We start from the raw sequence: 18,106 nt of genomic DNA on the forward strand, positions 1-18,106 counted from the left end.
TGCGGCTCTTTTTTTATTTGGCAGTTGGACCACTTAATGTTGGGAAGTTCATAACCCAGGGCTTAGCCAAGCTGACTATTTTTTCGGCTACTTCAAAGCGTTCAAACTCACCATCTAAATTACCGGTAGCAAGAAAACGTAATTGTTCTCCATGCCAATCAAAGGTGAGCCCGTAAGCATGTAAATAGCCGCGTTCAGCACTATCACCGCTGTATCGAACATCTCCTAATATGGGTGAACCAAGGCTTTTTAAGGCCACCCTTAATTGATGAGTACGGCCAGTATGGGGTTTAAGTAAAAACAAACGGCGCTTAGGCAACAAGGCATAACTAAAAAACTGAGTAATAGCAGGTTTACTTTGGCTATGCCCTAACTTCCACGACCCATTCCGCGCTTTAAGCATGTCACCTTTAATCAAACCCTGTTTCTTTTTCGGCTTATTTGTCGCTAAGGCGAGATAGTATTTATTGACTAAACCTTGGCTAAACAATTCTTGAAAACGTGCCGTAGCCACTTTGCTTTTAGCCAGAAGAAGTAAACCAGAAGTAAGCTTATCTAAGCGATGTACCGGCCAAAGCTCGCTAGCGAATTGCTGACGAGCTTGCTCTACCAGCCCCAACTCATCTGATTCAGTGTGAAAATTCACACCACTTGGTTTATTAATTACCAAGAAGTCGTCGTGCTCAGCCACCAAGCTAAGAGTTTGCATACTACATTTCCTTACAAAACTTGCTGGCATTATCCTTAGGAGCTTACTTAAGGCAACTAAAACAAGTATTTAGTCTGCGATAATACTAAGCGTCACCAGCATTTTTCCACTTTGTTTATCTAAGGCCTGCCGCTGTACAAAGGTACGATCTATAGGCAAACCATTTAGCTCGGTAAGCACATCTTTCACGGCAATAGCACGCTGTTCAGCAAAGGCTTCTAGCTCGGCCTCACTCAGTTCAATCAAATCAACTAAACGCTGATACCACAAGCTGTGCAGTTCCATATTTAGGTTATCGGGATTAAGTCTTTGTTGCTCTTTTAAGCTTTCGGTGATCTGCTGACGATCTTTCGTTCTAGATGCCTCATCGAGCTGTTGCTGAGCTAAATTAACCATCGCCGTACGCAGACTACGGTTGTCTAACACGGCACTGAGGTTAATAGTGTTTAAGGGCATATCTACATTCGCACTGGCAACTAATTGTTCTGCCAAGGCTTGACGTTTTAGTGCAGGAATATCTTGAGCGGCATTTATAGAGCCCACGACACCAATTTTAAGCTGCGGGCGCTTTTTCAAGCCCTCAGCTAATTGGCTAAGTTGGCTAAGTTGTTGCTCTTCAATCTCGCTACTGCCAGCGGTAAAACTCACCTGGTTTAAAGTATCATCACTACCAATCAACGAGCCTATAAGCGCAAACGGCGAGGTGATAATTTTTTTCAAGGCTCCACCAAGTGCTTTAAATACCAAACCCGCCACATTAAAGTCGGGATCGTTTACGTCACCACTCACTTCTAAACCTAAATCAATCACCCCTTGATCGTCTTCCAGTAAGGCAATGGCCAACTCAACGGGTAGCGAGGTAGCTTTATCACTATCGGTACGTTTACCTAGTTGCAACTGCTCAATGTAGACTTGGTTACTGCCTTGCAATTGATTTTGCTTAAGCTTGTAAGCCAGCGCCAAAGACATTTGCCCCCGCTCAATCACGTATCCCGCATAGGTACCAGAATAGGCATTTAGCCGAGTAAGCTCTAAGTGTTTAAAGTCTAACGCAGCATCAAAAGCAGGTTGTTCAGCCAACGGCGCAACGTTACCAGCAAAACTTACTGGTGCGTAACCATCAACTTCACCACTTAAACTCACATCCGCGGGATGATCGGGATCTTGGCTCAGGCGGCCAATTTTACCGGCGACTTTTTCTATTTTAGCGGCAAAGTTGGGGCTTAAAGAGAAATCGGCAAAGTCGACTAAGCCTTGGCTAAATTGAGTTTGCTCAATACTAATTTGCCAAGCCTCTGACTCTTCTTCTGAAGACACCACTTGCTCCGAAGGTTCCGCAGACTGAGTTGATTGCTCACTGCTTTTAACGATGCCGGCGAGATTAGTCGAAAAATCTTCAGAGATTTGAATTAAGAAATAGGGTTGAATAAAGTTAAGCTCACCAAGCACAATTGTTTGCTCGGCGGTATTAAGCGCAAACCGGCTTACATTAAACTCTGCCCACTTAAGTAAATCAGCTTGGGCACGCGCGTCTTTTAAGTGCAGTTTATTCACACTCAAAGGCCCTTGCATGTTGATATCAAAGCCTTCTTGCCAATTAAGCCCTAGCTGCATCTCGGTGCTAAACAGCGCCGACTGCATATTAAGTTCGGTATACTGAGCGATATGAGGCTGATAAAAAGCTAAATCAAGCTGGTCTATTTGCACGGCCAACTCTGCGCTTTTCTCGGCAATCGCAAACTCACCACCAAGAACCAATTCACCGCCCTGGGCGGCTGCTAAAGTCGCTGCCAAGCTAATTGGCTTGCTCAGGCTCGATGCTATGTTTTCAACGATAATAGACGGCGCAGAAAGTTGATGTTTAAGCGTTTCACCGGAGAAAGGTTCACTAAAACTAAAAGATGAATCGCTGGCATTGATGACATCAATACTCACCAACCAGTCAGCATTGTTGGTCTCCAACTCAGCGTCTGCTTGAGCTGCATTCTCGGTATCAAGTGTTAGAGAATCTGGTTTGCTAGTTTGACTAGGCTCAGTTTGTGTCAGTTCATTTTGTTGATATTTAGGCTGCGTAAGGTCGCCAGCTGCTGGCTCTATGCCCAATTGCTCTAGTACATCAAGATTGCCGTCTTGATCAATGCTGGCCTTTAAAGCCAAGCCTTGGCTGGTGATCTCTCCAATGGCAACGTTTTGCTGACTTAAGTCAACATCAATGGCTTGAGCAGAGAGAGCTTCTAAGGCTAACCACGCTTCTTGTTCGGGCCCTTCAGGCGCTGTTAAGCTTAACTTAGATATGCTGACCTTACCTTGCTCAGTATTTAGCAAAAAGTCGTCTGCAAAACCGATACTTAAATGGCTGCTTAGCGCTAGCTCACCACTGTCCACTTGCAGCTGAACAAACGGAGCGTACCACTTCTCTAATTGGGTCAAAGGCAAATCACTTAAACTAAACTCGCCCGCTAAACGCTGCTCTAAACCCAGTAAACTGAATCGAGCGTCTAAGGAACTAGCTTGATACAACTTTGCCTGCAAAGACAACTCGGTAGTTTGCTGCATATCGCTAGAGAATGGCCCTACTTCCAATTGCTGTAAACTTAGCGAATGGGTTTTCTGCTGCCCTAACCAGGATTCGCCCAAAATAAATGTAAAAGCGTTTCCGGTGATGCTATTTAAAGAAATCAGCCAAGGTGAGCTTTGCGGTTCTTCAGTAGTTTGCTCTGCTAATTCCGGCTCGTTTTGCTCTTGAGTGGGCTCATCTGTTTGAGTTTCTGCCAGTAATTTTTCAAAATGAAACCAGTCAGTCCAATCCAATTGTGAATGCTTATCAAAGCTCGCTCTCAGCATGCCTTCAGATAGCGATATGTCACCTAAATCAAGCTGCTGTTGCTGCAAGTTAAAAGCAATATTGTTTAAAGAAAAAGCGTTAAATTGAGATCGCGTTTGATCAAAGGCTTGCACTTCAAAGTCAGTAATCTCCAGCGAGCCTTGCTCAGTGGTAAATTGAAACAACTCTTGATAATCAATCAAGTAATTGGAACTGAGTGATACCGCACCTTGGGTAATTCGTAAATCGGTATAGGGACGTAAAAAGCTAAAAACATGAGGTAACTGAAACTGCTCCAAACTAACGTTTCCAGAGACTCTAGAGGCAGGTAAATCTAGATTGCCACTCCACGCTAAACGTCCCTTTTCCCCCACTTGTGCATCAATGCTGTAACCATTGGCGCCGTCTCCTGTTTTTTGGGTATAAAAGTCGCTGAGGGATAAATCAAATTCTGATATAGCAAAGTCCACCGCTTCCTCAGGAAGCTTATCACTCAGTTTTAACTGGGCATTTCGTAAAGTGAACTGTTTAACCCGTAAGCGAGGTACAGGGCTAGTTGGATTATCTGCTGACGACTCCGCTAGAGTAGCGTCGGCAGCAGGCGGAAATAAACTATCGATATTCAAAGCGCCGTTTTTCAAACGGCTTAAATGGAAAAACAAACCATCTAATTCTAACTTTTCAAAGTTCCAACTCCAGTAAAATAAGGAGCTTAAGGTAAAGTCGATGTATAAACGTTCAAAGCTAAATAAAGGCTCGGTTTGTTCCGATGCCGTTTCGTGAATAGCAAACTGACGTAAAGTTAACGACATTTTTAAGGGGTGGTAAGAAACCTGTTGCACTGTAACCGGATGGCCACTACTGGCGGTAAGTTGTGTTTCTAATTGTTGCTTAATGATCCAAGGGAGCAGGCTTAAAGATAACACCAAATAAACAAAAAATACCGCCGCTAAATAAACCGCTGCTTTTTGCCAGCGATTTGATCCCTGCCAACGCTTTTTAACTTGCCCGATCCATGCGGCCGCGATCATAGCGCTCCCATTACATTGTTAATACTTACTAGTTTCGACTACTAAATAGCAAACGAATTCCCAAACCCACTAAAACAACGCCCATTGTGCGGTCAAACCAATGGCCTACCTGCAAAAACTTACGGCGAACTCGCGCGGTACTAAACACCCATGAGATCATTATAAACCATAGCGCGGTGGCAAAAACCATATATAAACCATAGCCTAACTGCACTAGCATTGGGGTACTTGGGTTGATCACTACGGTAAATAAAGACAAGAAAAATAAAGTCGCTTTTGGGTTTAAGCCATTAGTCATAAAGCCACTCAAAAAAGCGCTGCCATCACTTGTACTCAAACCTTGCTCGGCTTCAATATCTTGGTCATTACGGCGCTTTGCGCGTAAACCTTGAATACCAATCCAAATCAAATAGGCTGCTCCCAGCCATTTAATGACATTAAACAGCCAAATAGATTGCGAGATGATTAAGCCAATACCTAACACCGAGTAAACCACATGCACCATAATGCCGCAGCCTACGCCAATAGAAGTGAATATGGCGGCTCTACGCCCTAGTGATATGCTGTTTTTAAGCACTACCGCTAAGTCTGGTCCAGGAGATGCCACTGCTAAAAGATGAACAAGCACTACGGTTAAAAATTCGGTCCAATACACTGCGTTTTCCCTATCTACAGTTAGCGACTACTAATAAGCCATATAATAAACAATACTAAACAGCATAGGTGTGAAAAATCCATCTACAATTGCAAGCAACTCTAGTAAAACGATAAAACTATGTTAAATAATTAGATAAAATAAAAACCTTAGCAGCTTCAAGCTGTTAATTTGTTATATTAACTTTATAGAGTTCAGCTTTATATGACCAAGTAGTTAGAGTCAACCGAGTTTCTAGGGAAGTCAGTTATGCAAAAAGTTCTCATTGTAGAAGACAGTCCAACCGTTCTAAAAATTCTTAGGCATTTGTCTTCCCGTTTAAAACATTTAGAGCCAATTTTTGCATCTAACCTAGAACAGGCTAAGCAGCTCTACGCTGAACAACCCACGCGCTTTTTTGCAGCACTGGCCGATTTTAACTTACCTGATGCCCCCAATGGCGAGTTAATTGATTTTCTGCTTGAAAAAAAGCTGCCAACGGTAGTGCTGTCAGGTTCTTTTAATGAGCAAACTCAGTCTTTGCTCATTATCAAAGGCGTGGTTGATTATGTATTAAAAGAAGGCCGTTATTCTTACGAATTAGCCTTTGATACGCTAAATCAACTATACATCAATCAAAACACCAAAGTGCTGGTTGCTGAAGACTCTGACCTTGCTAGAAAACACATCTGTAGCTTACTACAACGCCATTTATTTAAAGTGATTGAGGCAATCGATGGCGTTGAGGCCTTTGAACTCTTGCAACAAGATCCAGACATTAAATTACTGATCAGCGATTACCAAATGCCCAATATGGATGGTTATCAGTTGGTTCAAAAAGTTCGCCATGAAATGGGCCAACGACGAATTAGTATTTTAGGTTTGTCATCGGCAGATAATGCCACTGTGTCGAGCAAGTTCATTAAAAACGGCGCTAATGACTACTTACATAAACCTTTTTCGATTGAAGAGTTTCAGTGCCGGGTTAACCACAGTTTGCACACTTTAGCCTTAGTTGAAAAACTCGAAAAAGCGGCCTACCAAGACTACCTAACAGCCATTCCTAATCGACGTTATTTTGTCGAACATGGCAGAAAGCAACATCAGAGTGCCCAAGATAAAAATAGCCAGTTTGCGGTAGCGGTATTAGATATTGACCACTTCAAAAAGTTTAATGATAAATACGGCCACGAAGCGGGTGACGCGGTGCTTATTCACTTTTCTAGCCTATTAAAGGCAGGCTTATCTAACTTTCTGTTTGCCCGCACTGGCGGCGAAGAATTTAGTGTAGCCTGTGCAGGCTTAAGCAACGAGCAAGCTTACCAGTTACTCGACGCCTTTCGCGCTCAGGTCGCTGCAACCGAATTTAACTATAACGATACGCCCTTATCAATTAGCGTGAGCATAGGCGTAACTAACCAGCTACAAGAGCATTTAGAATCCCAACTTAATCATGCAGATGAGCTTCTGTATAATGCAAAAAGTGCTGGCCGTAACATTGTAGTCGGCGATTAACCTTAAGTGGTTTCGGGCAGGTAGTCGTTAATATTAATATCGTCTATCTGCTCGGCTTTCAAAAATTGCTTGGCGTACTCTAAGTAGACCCCTGATTCCAAAAACAAGCGGAAAATGTCTGCATCGATGTGCTGGTCTTTACACATAAAGCCCATGATTTTTAGCGACTGACTTAGGTTTTTACCTTTCTTGTAAGGCCGATCAACGGCGGTTAAGGCTTCAAAAATATCCGCTACTGCCATCATTCTCGCAGTGGCAGGCATCTGTTCTTTAGTTAAGCGTTTCGGGTAACCACTGCCGTCCATCTTCTCATGATGGCCTCCGGCTATTTCAGGCACCAACCTAAGATGGTCTGGGAAGGGCAATTTCTCCAGCATGATAATGGTTTGTACAATATGGTCATTAATTTTGTAGCGCTCTTCTTCACTCAAAGTGCCGCGAGCAATGCTTAAATTGTATAGCTCTCCACGATTATATTTGTATTTCGGCACATTCAGTTTGAATCCCCATGGATTATCTTCGGTAATAATCTCATCGTCGCGGCGGTGGATAATGTGCTCAGCTTTATCGTCGATCAACTTCTCAGTGGCTGGCAAACTTTGTGTTACTGCTGCGCGTCGGTCTAACTCCATATGTGATAAACCTAAGCGATCGTCTATCGTTCTTTGCCAGGTGCGCTGGGCAATTACCTTTAATCGTTCTACATCTTCGCCGCCCATAAACTCGCCACCAATATTAGATTTAGCAACAAAGGCAAACTCTTCGTCTAATGCCACTAACTGAGCATCAAGTTTACTCTGCAATTTAACTTGCTCATCGTCGCCAACGCCTTTAGCTACTTCTTGCCAATAATCTAATTGAGCATCGCGCTTAAGCACTTCAAAACGCATTCTAATCTCGTGAATACGGTCATAAATAGTTTCTAGTTTAGTGGCTTTGTCTACCACATATTCTGGGGTGGTTACCTTGCCACAGTCGTGCAACCAACTGGCAATATACAATTCCTCCCACTGTGCTTCGCTCATAACAAAATCGGCGAATATGCCTTGCTGTTGCTCTACTGCAGCACTCGCCAGCATTTTGGTTAGCTCTGGCACGCGTTGGCAATGGCCGCCGGTATACGGCGATTTAGCATCAATCGCGCCAGCGGTTAGTTTAATAAAGGCTTCCAAAAGGTGTTTTTGTGACTCAATTAAGTGCCTGTTTTCAATGGCTATGGTAACTACACTGCTTAAGGCATCGATAAACGACAATACTCGCGGCGAGATATTTGCCTGATGGCGACTAAAGCTAGCGATCATGCCCACCAATTTGTTATCTCGATTAATAAGCGGTGACACCACCAAATTAAGCTCGCTCCCTTGAAGCTCAAATTGCTTATATTTAGTGGTTGAGGACGTCGTTGAATCTAATAGTTGCTGAACCAGGGGTTGCGACAAGGTATCGGTATAAGCAAATTCTTGTGGTAGTTCAAAATCTTCAAGAGCCATGGTTTGCAGTACAAACTTATCGTCTTGTTTTAACCAAATAGCCCCATGATTCATATCCAAAATGGTCTGCATTTCTTGCACACATTTATCAAGCAACCGTCCAAAGTTATCTTCTTCACCAAGCATGGTAGAGACATCGGCAAATTGCTTAATGGTTTTCTTGAGCTGCTCAGTAATGCGACTGAGCTGGTGAACCTCTAGCACCACCGAATTCACTTGTTTAGTGGCATCAAAATCAAAGGCCATAATGGCTTCGTTTTGGATCATCAGTTCGCGCAGCGGCTTAGCTACCAACCTGGATACGTACCAAGCAATAGGAATAGAAATCAACACAATAAAAATACTAAAAATTACCGATTGATCGCGCGCCGCTCGCGCATCCATCAATACTTCATCTTCGGGAGATGCCAAACCAAGGTAATAATTATCTACTTTTAAGTTCTCGCGACTAGCATTCACATCTAAGGTAAGTTTAATAATCTGCCCTATCCAGTCTTCCTGCTTACCTTTAATGATAAAGCTTCCAGAGCCCACCGTATCTAAATGCCCAGCCAGTTGAGAAAGTACCCCTAAATCTTGTTTATCCAAGCGCGGTAAAATCACTTCTTCTTCATTCATTTGAAGATTTTCACCTATCCATGAAGGCTGCTGATGGGCCAATACCGAGTATTGGTTGTTAAACATCACCAATTGAGAAGAAGGGCTAATAAGGTTTTTATTTAAACTTTGAGAGACGCTAGCGAGCGTAATATCAGCGCCTACCACCATATTGCTATTTTTATTAGCATGGGCAAAGGTTACCCCCACCTCTTTGGTGGTGTAAAAGATATATGGGTCGGTGGCCACCAAACCTGGGCTTTGCATGGCAAGTTGATACCAAGGCCGTTCACGGGGATCGAGCTGATAAACACGTTCAATTTGATCTTTTAAAGGTTTAAGTTCTTCGTCGTAAAAGTTATTGCTTGATTGGCCATTGGTGATTTTGGTCACTAATACCACAGAATTTTGTGGCGCTTGCACTAACTCTCGCTTTGCAGAAGTGTCTAAAGGGCGTACTAAATAGAAATCGCCGTTGGCATACCCCATATACACAGCCGATAATCCGCGTTGTTGGCTTAGCGTGGCGTAGATCATAGGCAACCAACTTTGCTGGCTGTTGTCCACTTGCTGCATCTTTAAATCCATAGCCGCCAAGCTATGCACAAAGTTTTGCGCTGGGAACATCACGCCTTCAAGTTCAGACACTGTTGCTCGGCCAACTTGCCCTAAAGCACGCGCCTGATTTTCAGCCACAATATCGCTGGTATGGAAATAATTAAGGGTGCCAATCACTAATCCGCTAGTGATAAGCATCAAGATCATAACGCTGACTAAATGAATATGAAATGAAAAGCGCCGCTTCGAATCAGCACTCTTCTGCGCGAGAGAAACCATTTTCAATCCTTTGCTAGGCTTAATATCTAACTACTCAACTATGACAACCGCTAGCGAGAGTAGCAAGTAAAAATGGTTGTTTTTTATACCCTTATCAAATGAATCAAGGATTTAGGGCCAGCCACTACTCTCCTGAAATTGATAATGCGTATATCCAGCCACATGATGTTTGTTTCGCTAAAAATAAAAACGCAGATTAAAACGCAATAAAGCGGCGATCCTTAATGTGAGCAGCGCCGTTTACGGTTATAATCTGAGTCACATTTATCATTTGAGAGTAACAACTTGCAGTTTTCTGAATTTGGCTTAGATCCCCGCCTAAATAAAACCATTGAACACCTTGGCTTTACTGAAGCCACCGAAATCCAAACTCGGGCGATTCCCGCGGCAATGGCTGGCAAAGATCTACTCGCCTCTTCAAAAACCGGCTCAGGGAAAACCCTCGCCTATTTGTTACCTGCCATGCAGCGCATGTTAAAGACTCGAGCCTTATCTAAACGTGACGCTCGAATGCTTATTCTCACCCCTACTCGTGAGCTTGCTAAACAAGTATTTGCCCAACTACGTTTGTTAATTGCCAATACTCAAACACGCGCCTGTTTAATTACTGGTGGCGAAAACTTTAATGATCAAAGTAAGTTGTTACGCAAAGATCCTCAAGTGGTCGTGGCAACGCCAGGCCGCTTAGCGGATCACCTAAGTAAGCGCCATTTATTCTTAGAAGGTTTAGAACTGCTTATTTTAGATGAGGCAGACCGCATGTTAGATCTTGGTTTTGCCGAGCAACTGAAAATTGTTGATAAAGCTGCCAACCATAGAAAACGTCAAACTTTAATGTTCTCGGCAACTCTTGATGATGCCGCGATCAACCAGTTTGCCTTAAACTTACTGAAAGCCCCGGAGCGGATTGCAGTAGGCTTTAGCTTTACCCAACACCAAGATATTCAGCAGCAGTTTTTATTAAGTGATCACCTAGACCACAAACAACTGCAGCTAGCAGAGATCTTAAAACAAGATTCAGTAAAACAAGCCATTGTGTTCACTGCTACCCGCGCAGATACTCAGCGATTAGCCGAAGCATTTGGTGAGCAAGGTTTAAGTTGCTCAGCCTTAAACGCCGACTTAAGCCAAGGTGCGCGAAACAAGATCATGGACGATTTCAGTCGTGGTCATCAAAAAGTATTATTTACTACCGATCTTGCCTCACGTGGTTTGGACATTGTTCAGGTATCCCACGTGATTAACTTTGATATGCCAAAACATGTTGAAGAATACGTACACCGTATTGGTCGCACTGGCCGCGCGGGTAATCAAGGCCTAGCTTATTCTTTAGTGGGACCAAAAGACTGGCATAGCTTCAAAAGTTTAGAAGCTTTGTTAGAGCAAAAAGTAGCGTTTATTACCTTAGACGGTTTAGCGGCTAAGTTTAAAGGCTTACGTGCACCAAATAACAAAGCTAGCTTTAGTAAGAAACCGCAAAAAGCGAGTCCTAAGAAAACCGCCAAAGTCGGGAAAGCCAAAGTTAAATCGAACAAAACGTTTGCTGTAGGCACCGATATGGGTGACGCACCGATTGTGCGTCAAAAGAAAGCTATTAACCCAAGCGACATAGATAGTAACGATAACGAAGCCTAACAATAAGGCCGCAGCTAAACGATAAGCTGCGGCTAGCGCTAGCTTTTTCATTGCAGTCTTCGTAGACTTGGAACAATTGTAAATGAAAAAGATTCTTATTTAACTTATGAACTCAGCCTCTCCCGCATTCACGTGGGCTACTATTCGTCATCAAATATTTCAGTATAAAAAGCCCCTTGTCTACGCTCACTTAATTGCCCTATTGGCGACCTTGGTCAGTGTACCCATTCCGTTAATGATGCCGCTGCTGGTTGATGAGGTATTATTGAATCAACCTGGTAAAGCCATTTCAGTACTACAAAACATATTGCCTGAGGTTTGGCATAAACCCAGCGCTTATATATTGAGCATTCTGGCAGTGGTAGTCACCCTGCGTTTATCCTCATTAGTGGTGGGCGTACTGCAAGCTCGACAGTTTACTTTTATTGGTAAGCAAATCAGCTTTCTTATCCGCCAGCGTCTTGTGGAGCATCTTCCCAAAGTAGAACTAAGAGAATACGAGACTCAAGGTTCAGGTGGTATTAGTGCCCGCTGTATTACCGATGTAGAAACCCTAGATAAATTTATTAGCGAAAGCTTATCGAAGTTTTTAGTGGCACTTCTCACCATTATTGGTACTGCCTGTATTTTGTTGTGGATTGATTGGCAATTAGGCTTAATCATTTTACTGCTAAACCCCGCCGTTATTTATTTCTCTCGCTCATTTGGCAGCCATGTTAAAGACTTAAAGAAAAAAGAAAATGCTGCCTTTGAAGCCTTTCAATTAGCCTTAATTGAAACGCTAGACAGCATTCAGCAGCTTCGAGCTACCCAACGAGAATCTCATTACTTTTCTCGTGTGGTGGGCGCAGCAGGAGAGCTTAAAGATTATGCTATTGCTTCTCACTGGAAAACCGATGCAGTAAACCGTTTAAGCTTTACCATCTTCTTAGTGGGTTTCGAAATCTTTCGCGCTATAGCGATGTTAATGGTGGTGTTTTCTGATCTTACCGTTGGCCAAATCTTCGCGGTGTTTGGCTACCTGTGGTTTATGATGGGCCCAGTACAAGAAATTTTAAGTATTCAATATAGCTACTTTAGTGCCAACGCTGCGATGGCACGACTCAATCAGTTATTTGAACTAAAACAAGAACCTCACTACCCTTGCGAAGTCGACCCTTTTGCCAGCAAACAACATTTTGATATTCAGTTCAAAGACGTCAATTTTAGCTACACCGAAGAATCGCCAGTACTGAAAAACGTAAGCCTAACCCTTCCGGCAGGTAAAAAAGTCGCCATTGTGTCGGTAAGCGGCGGAGGGAAATCCACCTTAGTCAACTTGCTGTTAGGGCTATACCAAAAAGACAGCGGGCAAATCTTGTTAGATAACGCCCCCATAGAGAAAGTGGGTTATTCCACTATTCGCAGCAATATTGCCACGGTGCTACAACAACCTATTTTGTTTAATACCACGGTGCGCGAAAACCTGAATATGGGACGCGAGCACAACGATGAAGAGCTATGGCAAGCACTTCGCTTGGCAGAGCTACAAGTCACCGTAGAAAAGCTTCCTCAGCAACTAGACACCATAGTGGGTCGCAGCGGAGTGCGTTTATCTGGAGGCCAAAAGCAGCGTTTAGCCATTGCCAGAATGGTTTTAGCTAAACCGCAGGTGGTGGTATTAGACGAGGCGACTTCAGCCTTAGATACCGATACCGAAGCCAAGTTACATAGAAACCTTCAAGGCTTTTTAGATAACCGCAGCACCTTAATTATCGCCCACCGCCTAAGTGCGATTAAACAAGCCGACCTTATCTATGTATTAGATGATGGCGAAATTAGCCAAGCGGGAGAGCACCAAGAGCTGATACAACAAACAGGCTTATACCAAACCCTATATCAGCACCAAAACTAAACCCTATTGCAAGGCTGCTTTCAGGGTACTTAAATATTGAGCCGCCTCCTCGGGCTGCTCAATATAAGTATTAAGCGCTAATTCTGCGGTTTGTCCGCCAGGGTGGCGCTGCTGACTTAATACCAGTAATTGTTGCTGCCTGCGCTCAAGTTTAAGCTCATGTTTCAATAACAATTGGTACTGACGTTCACTAAGGTGGGGCTTCATGGCCTGGCGGTGTTTCCGAAAATCACTGAGTTTTTGTTCGCTGCTGCGAATTTGGATGAGTAATAGTTCTAAATTAACGGTCCAGTGCTGCTGTTGGCAAAAGCTCAACCACAACAACAAATTCACATTACGCTGATGTTGGTTTTGCAACCATAAACAATGTTGTTTAACTTCCGGCCTTGAATATACTTTTTCAGAATAATGCCAAAAGTTATCAGCAATACTTTGCAGCTCAGGAACCAAACAAGATTTTGAAATCACGGCCTACCCTACTCCATACAAACTTATAAAGCCCAAGTAGTGCGCTTTATAAAGACCCGAACGGCTTAAAATCTTTCTTTTTACTTGTGCAGCAGCTTAACAAAGCCGCTAAGTGCCTGACAACACGCAAACTATTCAACATTAGTCGTAGGTGTAAACAAAAAAAAACGCTATCTAAGTAGATAGCGTTTTAACTGAAACTGACAACTGCGTGGCTTATAGGGCAGTTACGTTTTCAGCTTGAGGGCCTTTTTGGCCTTGAACAACTTCAAAAGTTACCGATTGACCTTCAGTTAAGGTACGGCGACCGTCTCCATTGATAGCGCGAAAGTGAACAAAAACGTCCGGACCTTTCTCTTGTGCAATAAAACCAAAACCTTTTTCATCATTGAACCATTTAACGGTTCCTGATAATACCTGACCTGACATTATCGTCCTCTCATATTTCAAGTGCAAATTAACGTATTAGCTAGGCAAGCCAGCGACAAAAAGTTAACCCAACCTAAAACTAGAATGGCCAAAACCTTTGGTATATCAACAAGCATTGCAACAGCGATTTACATTCTCTACTAAATACTCAATAAGATCAGCCTCAAATCATCAATAAAGTGTTAAATTTTGATTAAAGTGCTAAACAAAAGCATTTAGAAATAACACGCTAGCAAAGAGATGGGCGAAAAACAACCAGTTGTAGATGAATTTTAATCCGATTTTGAGTTCATAAGTGGCCAAATGATCTTTTCCAAGCCAGCTATTTGAATTTCAAGGGCTAATGCCATTAACTCACCCAATTCTCCCTTTGGAAAACCATCGTTGTTTACAAACCACAGCAAGTACTCTTCAGGCAGGCGAATAATTTCTCGTCCTGCATACTTACCAAATGGCATTTTGTGGCGAGCAATTTTTAGTAACATAGTTTTATCAAAAGGCTCGTTAGCGTTTAGCTGTTCATTCATTGTGCAAATAACTCATTGGTCGATCCAAATGCCCCCACATTATGCTAGCCTGCTGTTTTGCACAATCGATTCAAACAAGGAAATGTAATGTTGAAGAGCAACGAATACTTTGGCGGACAAGTGAAATCTATCGGTTTTACCGGCAAAGAAAAACCAACGTCGGTAGGTGTAATGGCAATTGGTGAATATGAATTCGGCACTGCGGAGCCAGAGTTAATGGTAATTGTTGCTGGTGAGTTGATTGTTAAATTACCAGGCGAGAGTGATTGGACAAGCTACAAAGACGGTCAACAGTTCAATGTTGGCGGCAATGCTAAGTTTCAGGTGAAAGTACCGACTGAAACAGCCTATTTGTGTGTGTACGGCTAAGCTTTCATGATAAAAAAAGATCCAGAAACGCTGCTTAAAAAGCGCCCTCAGTTAATCCATTCAGAAGACATGAAAGTGTCTTCTCACGTACAGCGTGAGCAAGACGACTGGGTCTTACATACCATCATGATAAGCGGCTACGATGTACCGTTTATTTACAAACGAAAACAACGCTATCAAGATTTAACCGGAGCTAGAGTCAATTTAAGTTATTACCCCAGCCAGCAGCTTCGAGCAGGCTTTGAATTCGAGATAATGAAGGTAGTCCGCTTACGCCGCAGCTAACGGCTAATAATAGACTCTTCTCCCTCCCCCTTCAACTGCCAAAAACCACCGTTTCAATCAACTTATCTGCTTTTATTGATTCATAGTGATCTATTTTTCAGCATTATATTCTGTTTGCTTTACACTCCGCGCGGCCTGAACCTGAACAGGCACAACTACAATCAAACATCTTATAGGCCACTTCATGTTAACTATGATTCGCGCAATTTTATGCGGCGTTTTACTCGCTAGTTTTTCTAGTTACCTATTTGCCGGAGGCTATCACCTTCCGCAAGCTTCTTACGCCAACTTAGGTACTGCCGGAGCAGGTGATGGTGTGTATCGCGAATCTTCTGCCGCTATTTGGGCGAATCCAGCCATTATGTCGTTTATGGACCGAGATATATTCACGGTAAACGGCTTAGCTTTAAATCTCTCAAATACCTATTACGATCATGAAGACAGTGACGACAACTCTCGTGATTCAGGTGGTTGGTTAGGTGCAGCAGGCTTGTTTTATAACAAGACGCTAAACGAAAACTGGGCCGCTGGCGTTGCCTTTACCACAATTGGTGGGGCAGCCTTAGATTACGGTTCTGGCTGGAAAGGCTCTACGCAAGTGGTTGATACCAGCCTAGTGACGCTGCAACTTAATCCTTCGCTAAGCTACAAGCTGAACGACAAATTATCTATCGCTGCGGGTATTCAAGCAAACTACGCCTCTATTGATATGAGCAGCCAACTACTAGGCCAGCCCTTAAGCATGACCCCAACCGATGACTGGGCGTTTGGATACAACCTTGGTCTAGTTTATCAATTCAACCAAGACACCATTGCTGGTATCAGTTATCGTTCAAAGCTTGAACATCAATTTAACGATAATGTGTCTTACCTCAATCAAAATGCTGATTACTCAATGGCCATTGACGCAGTAGCGTTTGCCCGCGCAGATGTTAGCCACCAGCTAAATCAAGATTGGCGCTTATTCAGCACCCTATCTTGGTACCAATGGAGCGACTTTAAAAGTACCGAACTGATCATTGCCTCTTCAGACCAAAGCATTACCAGAAACTGGCAAGATACTTGGGCCATGGCTGTGGGTACTGATTACCAAATTAACCAAGATTGGCGGATAAAGTTTGGCTTCTCTTACGAAACCTCTCCACTAGACGACGCTCAGTATCAAGCCCCCGATTTACCGGTAGACAGACAAATTCGCTACTCGGTTGGGTTAAGTACTATGATTAACGAAGTGCCAGTGGACTTTTTCTACGAGTACTCTGATTTAGGCTCGCCAGAAGTTAACCAAAACCAACAAGTGTTACCTAGCAAAAACTTAGTCGGTCACTTTGACATGGATATGCACTTCTTAGGTTTTGCAGTGAGCTTTTAATATCAAGCACCGCTAGCCACATGTACTGCGGATTATTGCGCTTGGCTTTTGGCTTGTTCAAACAAGCTCAAAGCCAACTTTCGCTGAATGGCATGATCAACAATCGGCATAGGGTAATTTATTGATGTGGCGTTTTTCTCCGCCCAAGTATGCGGTTGATGGGCATGTTTTCCTGGCACCTTTGCCAGCTCTGGCAACCAATAGCGCACAAAGTCGCCGCTTGGGTCAAAACGTTGTGCCTGAGTGGTTGGATTAAAAATGCGAAAATAAGGCTGTGCGTCTGTACCGGTAGATGCAGCCCATTGCCAACCTCCATTATTAGAAGCGAAGTCACCATCAATCAAATGTTGCATGAACCAGCGCTCACCTTCTCGCCAACTCACTAACAAATCTTTCGTTAAAAAGCTTGCCACAATCATTCGTAAGCGGTTATGCATCCAGCCTGTTTGCTTTAGCTGCAACATTGCAGCATCTACTATTGGGTAGCCGGTTCTGCCTTCTTGCCAGGCTTTTAGTAGCTGTTCATCGAGTTGCCAGTTAACGGCCTCAGTCCATGCTATATAGGCTTGCCCTTTGCACAATCTAGGGTTAGCGGCAATTAAGTGTCGATAAAACTCTCGCCACACAATTTCACTTAACCAAGTGAATGCGCCGCCTTCTTGGGCCTCTAAACAACGCGGATGATCCAGATACAATCGCGCTAAACACTGCCTAGGAGAAAGCATGCCTAAGGCCAAATAAGCCGAAAGTTTGCTAGTGCCAGCTTGTGCGGGAAAGTCACGGGCAGTCTTATAGTCGGCAGCTTTACTGGCGCTAAAATCTCGTAACTGTTGAATAATCTGCTTATCGTCACAAGCCCAGTGACTGCTATCAACCAGCGGGTAATCACACTTTAGCAAGGGCTTGCTTTTAAGTAGTTCAACAAAACTTGCTGGTAGAAGGTGTTTATCCACCGCAGGCGGAGTGGCTAATGGGCTAAATTCAGCTTCAGTTAAACCACTTAGCCAGGCCTTACGAAACGGGGTGAAAACCTTAAAGCTCTCACCCGTTCGAGTACGTACAGTGCCGGGCTTCATCACGCATTCGCCGTGGTATTGATGAAAACTAGTTTGCTGAGCTTGTAATATCTGTTCAACCGCCTCATCGCGGCGCTGCTCATTAAGCTCGTATTGATAATGGCAATGTACATCAGCAGCTTGATACTGCTCACACAGCTCCACTAAGGATTGAGGAACCTGCTTAAAGCTATCTAACTGATGTATTAATAAGGGAATATTAAGTGAAGCGAGATCGTCTTGAAGTTGAGCTAAGCGGCGTAGGATTAAATCGGCTTGAATGGGAGCTAGATGATGTTGCTGCCATTGTTTGGTACAAAGCAAATAGATAGCTATGACGGGCTTGCCACTGGCGACAGCAGTGCTTAGGGCGTGATTATCTTTAGTCCGTAAGTCATTTCTAAACCACAGTATTTGGACGCTCATTAGATACCT

General features: G+C 43.4%; 14 protein-coding genes. 6 read left to right on the forward strand and 8 right to left on the reverse strand.

Annotated features, from left to right (window positions below; all coding sequences use genetic code 11):
* Positions 1 to 13 precede the first annotated feature (13 nt).
* The 3 genes from FFR00_RS04240 to FFR00_RS04250 form a co-directional block, all read right to left on the reverse strand.
* The gene (locus FFR00_RS04240) at positions 14 to 709 is read right to left on the reverse strand and encodes a TIGR01621 family pseudouridine synthase (protein ID WP_137672127.1); all 696 of its coding nucleotides are present in this window, start codon (positions 707 to 709) and stop codon (positions 14 to 16) included.
* A gap of 69 nt (positions 710 to 778) precedes the next feature.
* A complete protein-coding gene (locus tag FFR00_RS04245; RefSeq protein WP_137672128.1) occupies positions 779 to 4,564 on the reverse strand; it encodes a DUF748 domain-containing protein in 3,786 nt (1,261 codons plus the stop codon).
* Positions 4,565 to 4,592: 28 nt separating this feature from the next.
* Positions 4,593 to 5,219, reverse strand: coding sequence for a LysE family translocator (locus FFR00_RS04250; RefSeq protein ID WP_137672129.1), 627 nt, complete (start codon positions 5,217 to 5,219; stop codon positions 4,593 to 4,595).
* Positions 5,220 to 5,468: 249 nt separating this feature from the next.
* Between FFR00_RS04250 and FFR00_RS04255 the strand changes: the two genes are divergently transcribed.
* Positions 5,469 to 6,713, forward strand: coding sequence for a diguanylate cyclase (locus tag FFR00_RS04255; protein WP_137672130.1), 1,245 nt, complete (start codon positions 5,469 to 5,471; stop codon positions 6,711 to 6,713).
* A gap of 2 nt (positions 6,714 to 6,715) precedes the next feature.
* On the opposite strand, the gene FFR00_RS04260 is transcribed toward FFR00_RS04255, so the two are convergent.
* On the reverse strand, positions 6,716 to 9,637 hold the full coding sequence (locus FFR00_RS04260; protein WP_137672131.1) for an HD domain-containing phosphohydrolase: 2,922 nt from the start codon (positions 9,635 to 9,637) through the stop codon (positions 6,716 to 6,718).
* Positions 9,638 to 9,922: 285 nt separating this feature from the next.
* Here FFR00_RS04260 and FFR00_RS04265 point away from each other — a divergent pair, with 285 nt between their 5' ends.
* Together FFR00_RS04265 and FFR00_RS04270 are read left to right on the forward strand one after the other, a co-directional pair.
* Positions 9,923 to 11,272, forward strand: coding sequence for a DEAD/DEAH box helicase (locus FFR00_RS04265; RefSeq protein ID WP_137672132.1), 1,350 nt, complete (start codon positions 9,923 to 9,925; stop codon positions 11,270 to 11,272).
* A 106-nt stretch (positions 11,273 to 11,378) separates the two neighbouring features.
* Positions 11,379 to 13,166, forward strand: coding sequence for an ABC transporter ATP-binding protein (locus FFR00_RS04270; RefSeq protein WP_137672133.1), 1,788 nt, complete (start codon positions 11,379 to 11,381; stop codon positions 13,164 to 13,166).
* A 3-nt stretch (positions 13,167 to 13,169) separates the two neighbouring features.
* On the opposite strand, the gene FFR00_RS04275 is transcribed toward FFR00_RS04270, so the two are convergent.
* The 3 genes from FFR00_RS04275 to FFR00_RS04285 all read right to left on the reverse strand — a co-directional run bounded on the left by FFR00_RS04275 (position 13,170) and on the right by FFR00_RS04285 (position 14,590).
* A complete protein-coding gene (locus FFR00_RS04275) occupies positions 13,170 to 13,634 on the reverse strand; it encodes a TIGR02444 family protein (protein ID WP_137672134.1) in 465 nt (154 codons plus the stop codon).
* A 216-nt stretch (positions 13,635 to 13,850) separates the two neighbouring features.
* Positions 13,851 to 14,063: a cold-shock protein gene (locus FFR00_RS04280; protein WP_137672135.1), complete on the reverse strand. Its 213-nt coding sequence runs from the start codon at positions 14,061 to 14,063 to the stop codon at positions 13,851 to 13,853.
* Between the two features lie 272 nt (positions 14,064 to 14,335).
* The gene (locus FFR00_RS04285; RefSeq protein WP_137672136.1) at positions 14,336 to 14,590 is read right to left on the reverse strand and encodes a DUF3820 family protein; all 255 of its coding nucleotides are present in this window, start codon (positions 14,588 to 14,590) and stop codon (positions 14,336 to 14,338) included.
* A gap of 87 nt (positions 14,591 to 14,677) precedes the next feature.
* Here FFR00_RS04285 and FFR00_RS04290 point away from each other — a divergent pair, with 87 nt between their 5' ends.
* The 3 genes from FFR00_RS04290 (at position 14,678) to FFR00_RS04300 (ending at position 16,616) form a co-directional block, all read left to right on the forward strand.
* Positions 14,678 to 14,959 carry a pyrimidine/purine nucleoside phosphorylase gene (locus FFR00_RS04290; RefSeq protein WP_137672137.1) on the forward strand — a complete coding sequence of 94 codons (282 nt, stop codon included), beginning with the start codon at positions 14,678 to 14,680 and terminating at the stop codon, positions 14,957 to 14,959.
* A 6-nt stretch (positions 14,960 to 14,965) separates the two neighbouring features.
* Positions 14,966 to 15,244 (forward strand): hypothetical protein, encoded by a 279-nt coding sequence (locus FFR00_RS04295; protein WP_201798692.1) that lies wholly within the window; start codon positions 14,966 to 14,968, stop codon positions 15,242 to 15,244.
* 184 nt (positions 15,245 to 15,428) lie between these two features.
* On the forward strand, positions 15,429 to 16,616 hold the full coding sequence (locus tag FFR00_RS04300) for an OmpP1/FadL family transporter (protein WP_137672138.1): 1,188 nt from the start codon (positions 15,429 to 15,431) through the stop codon (positions 16,614 to 16,616).
* A 32-nt stretch (positions 16,617 to 16,648) separates the two neighbouring features.
* Here FFR00_RS04300 and phrB read toward each other — a convergent pair whose 3' ends face one another.
* Positions 16,649 to 18,097: a deoxyribodipyrimidine photo-lyase gene (gene phrB / locus FFR00_RS04305; RefSeq protein ID WP_137672139.1), complete on the reverse strand. Its 1,449-nt coding sequence runs from the start codon at positions 18,095 to 18,097 to the stop codon at positions 16,649 to 16,651.
* Positions 18,098 to 18,106: the final 9 nt, after the last annotated feature.

This window comes from Agarivorans sp. Toyoura001, from assembly GCF_005405585.1.
Classification (GTDB): domain Bacteria; phylum Pseudomonadota; class Gammaproteobacteria; order Enterobacterales; family Celerinatantimonadaceae; genus Agarivorans.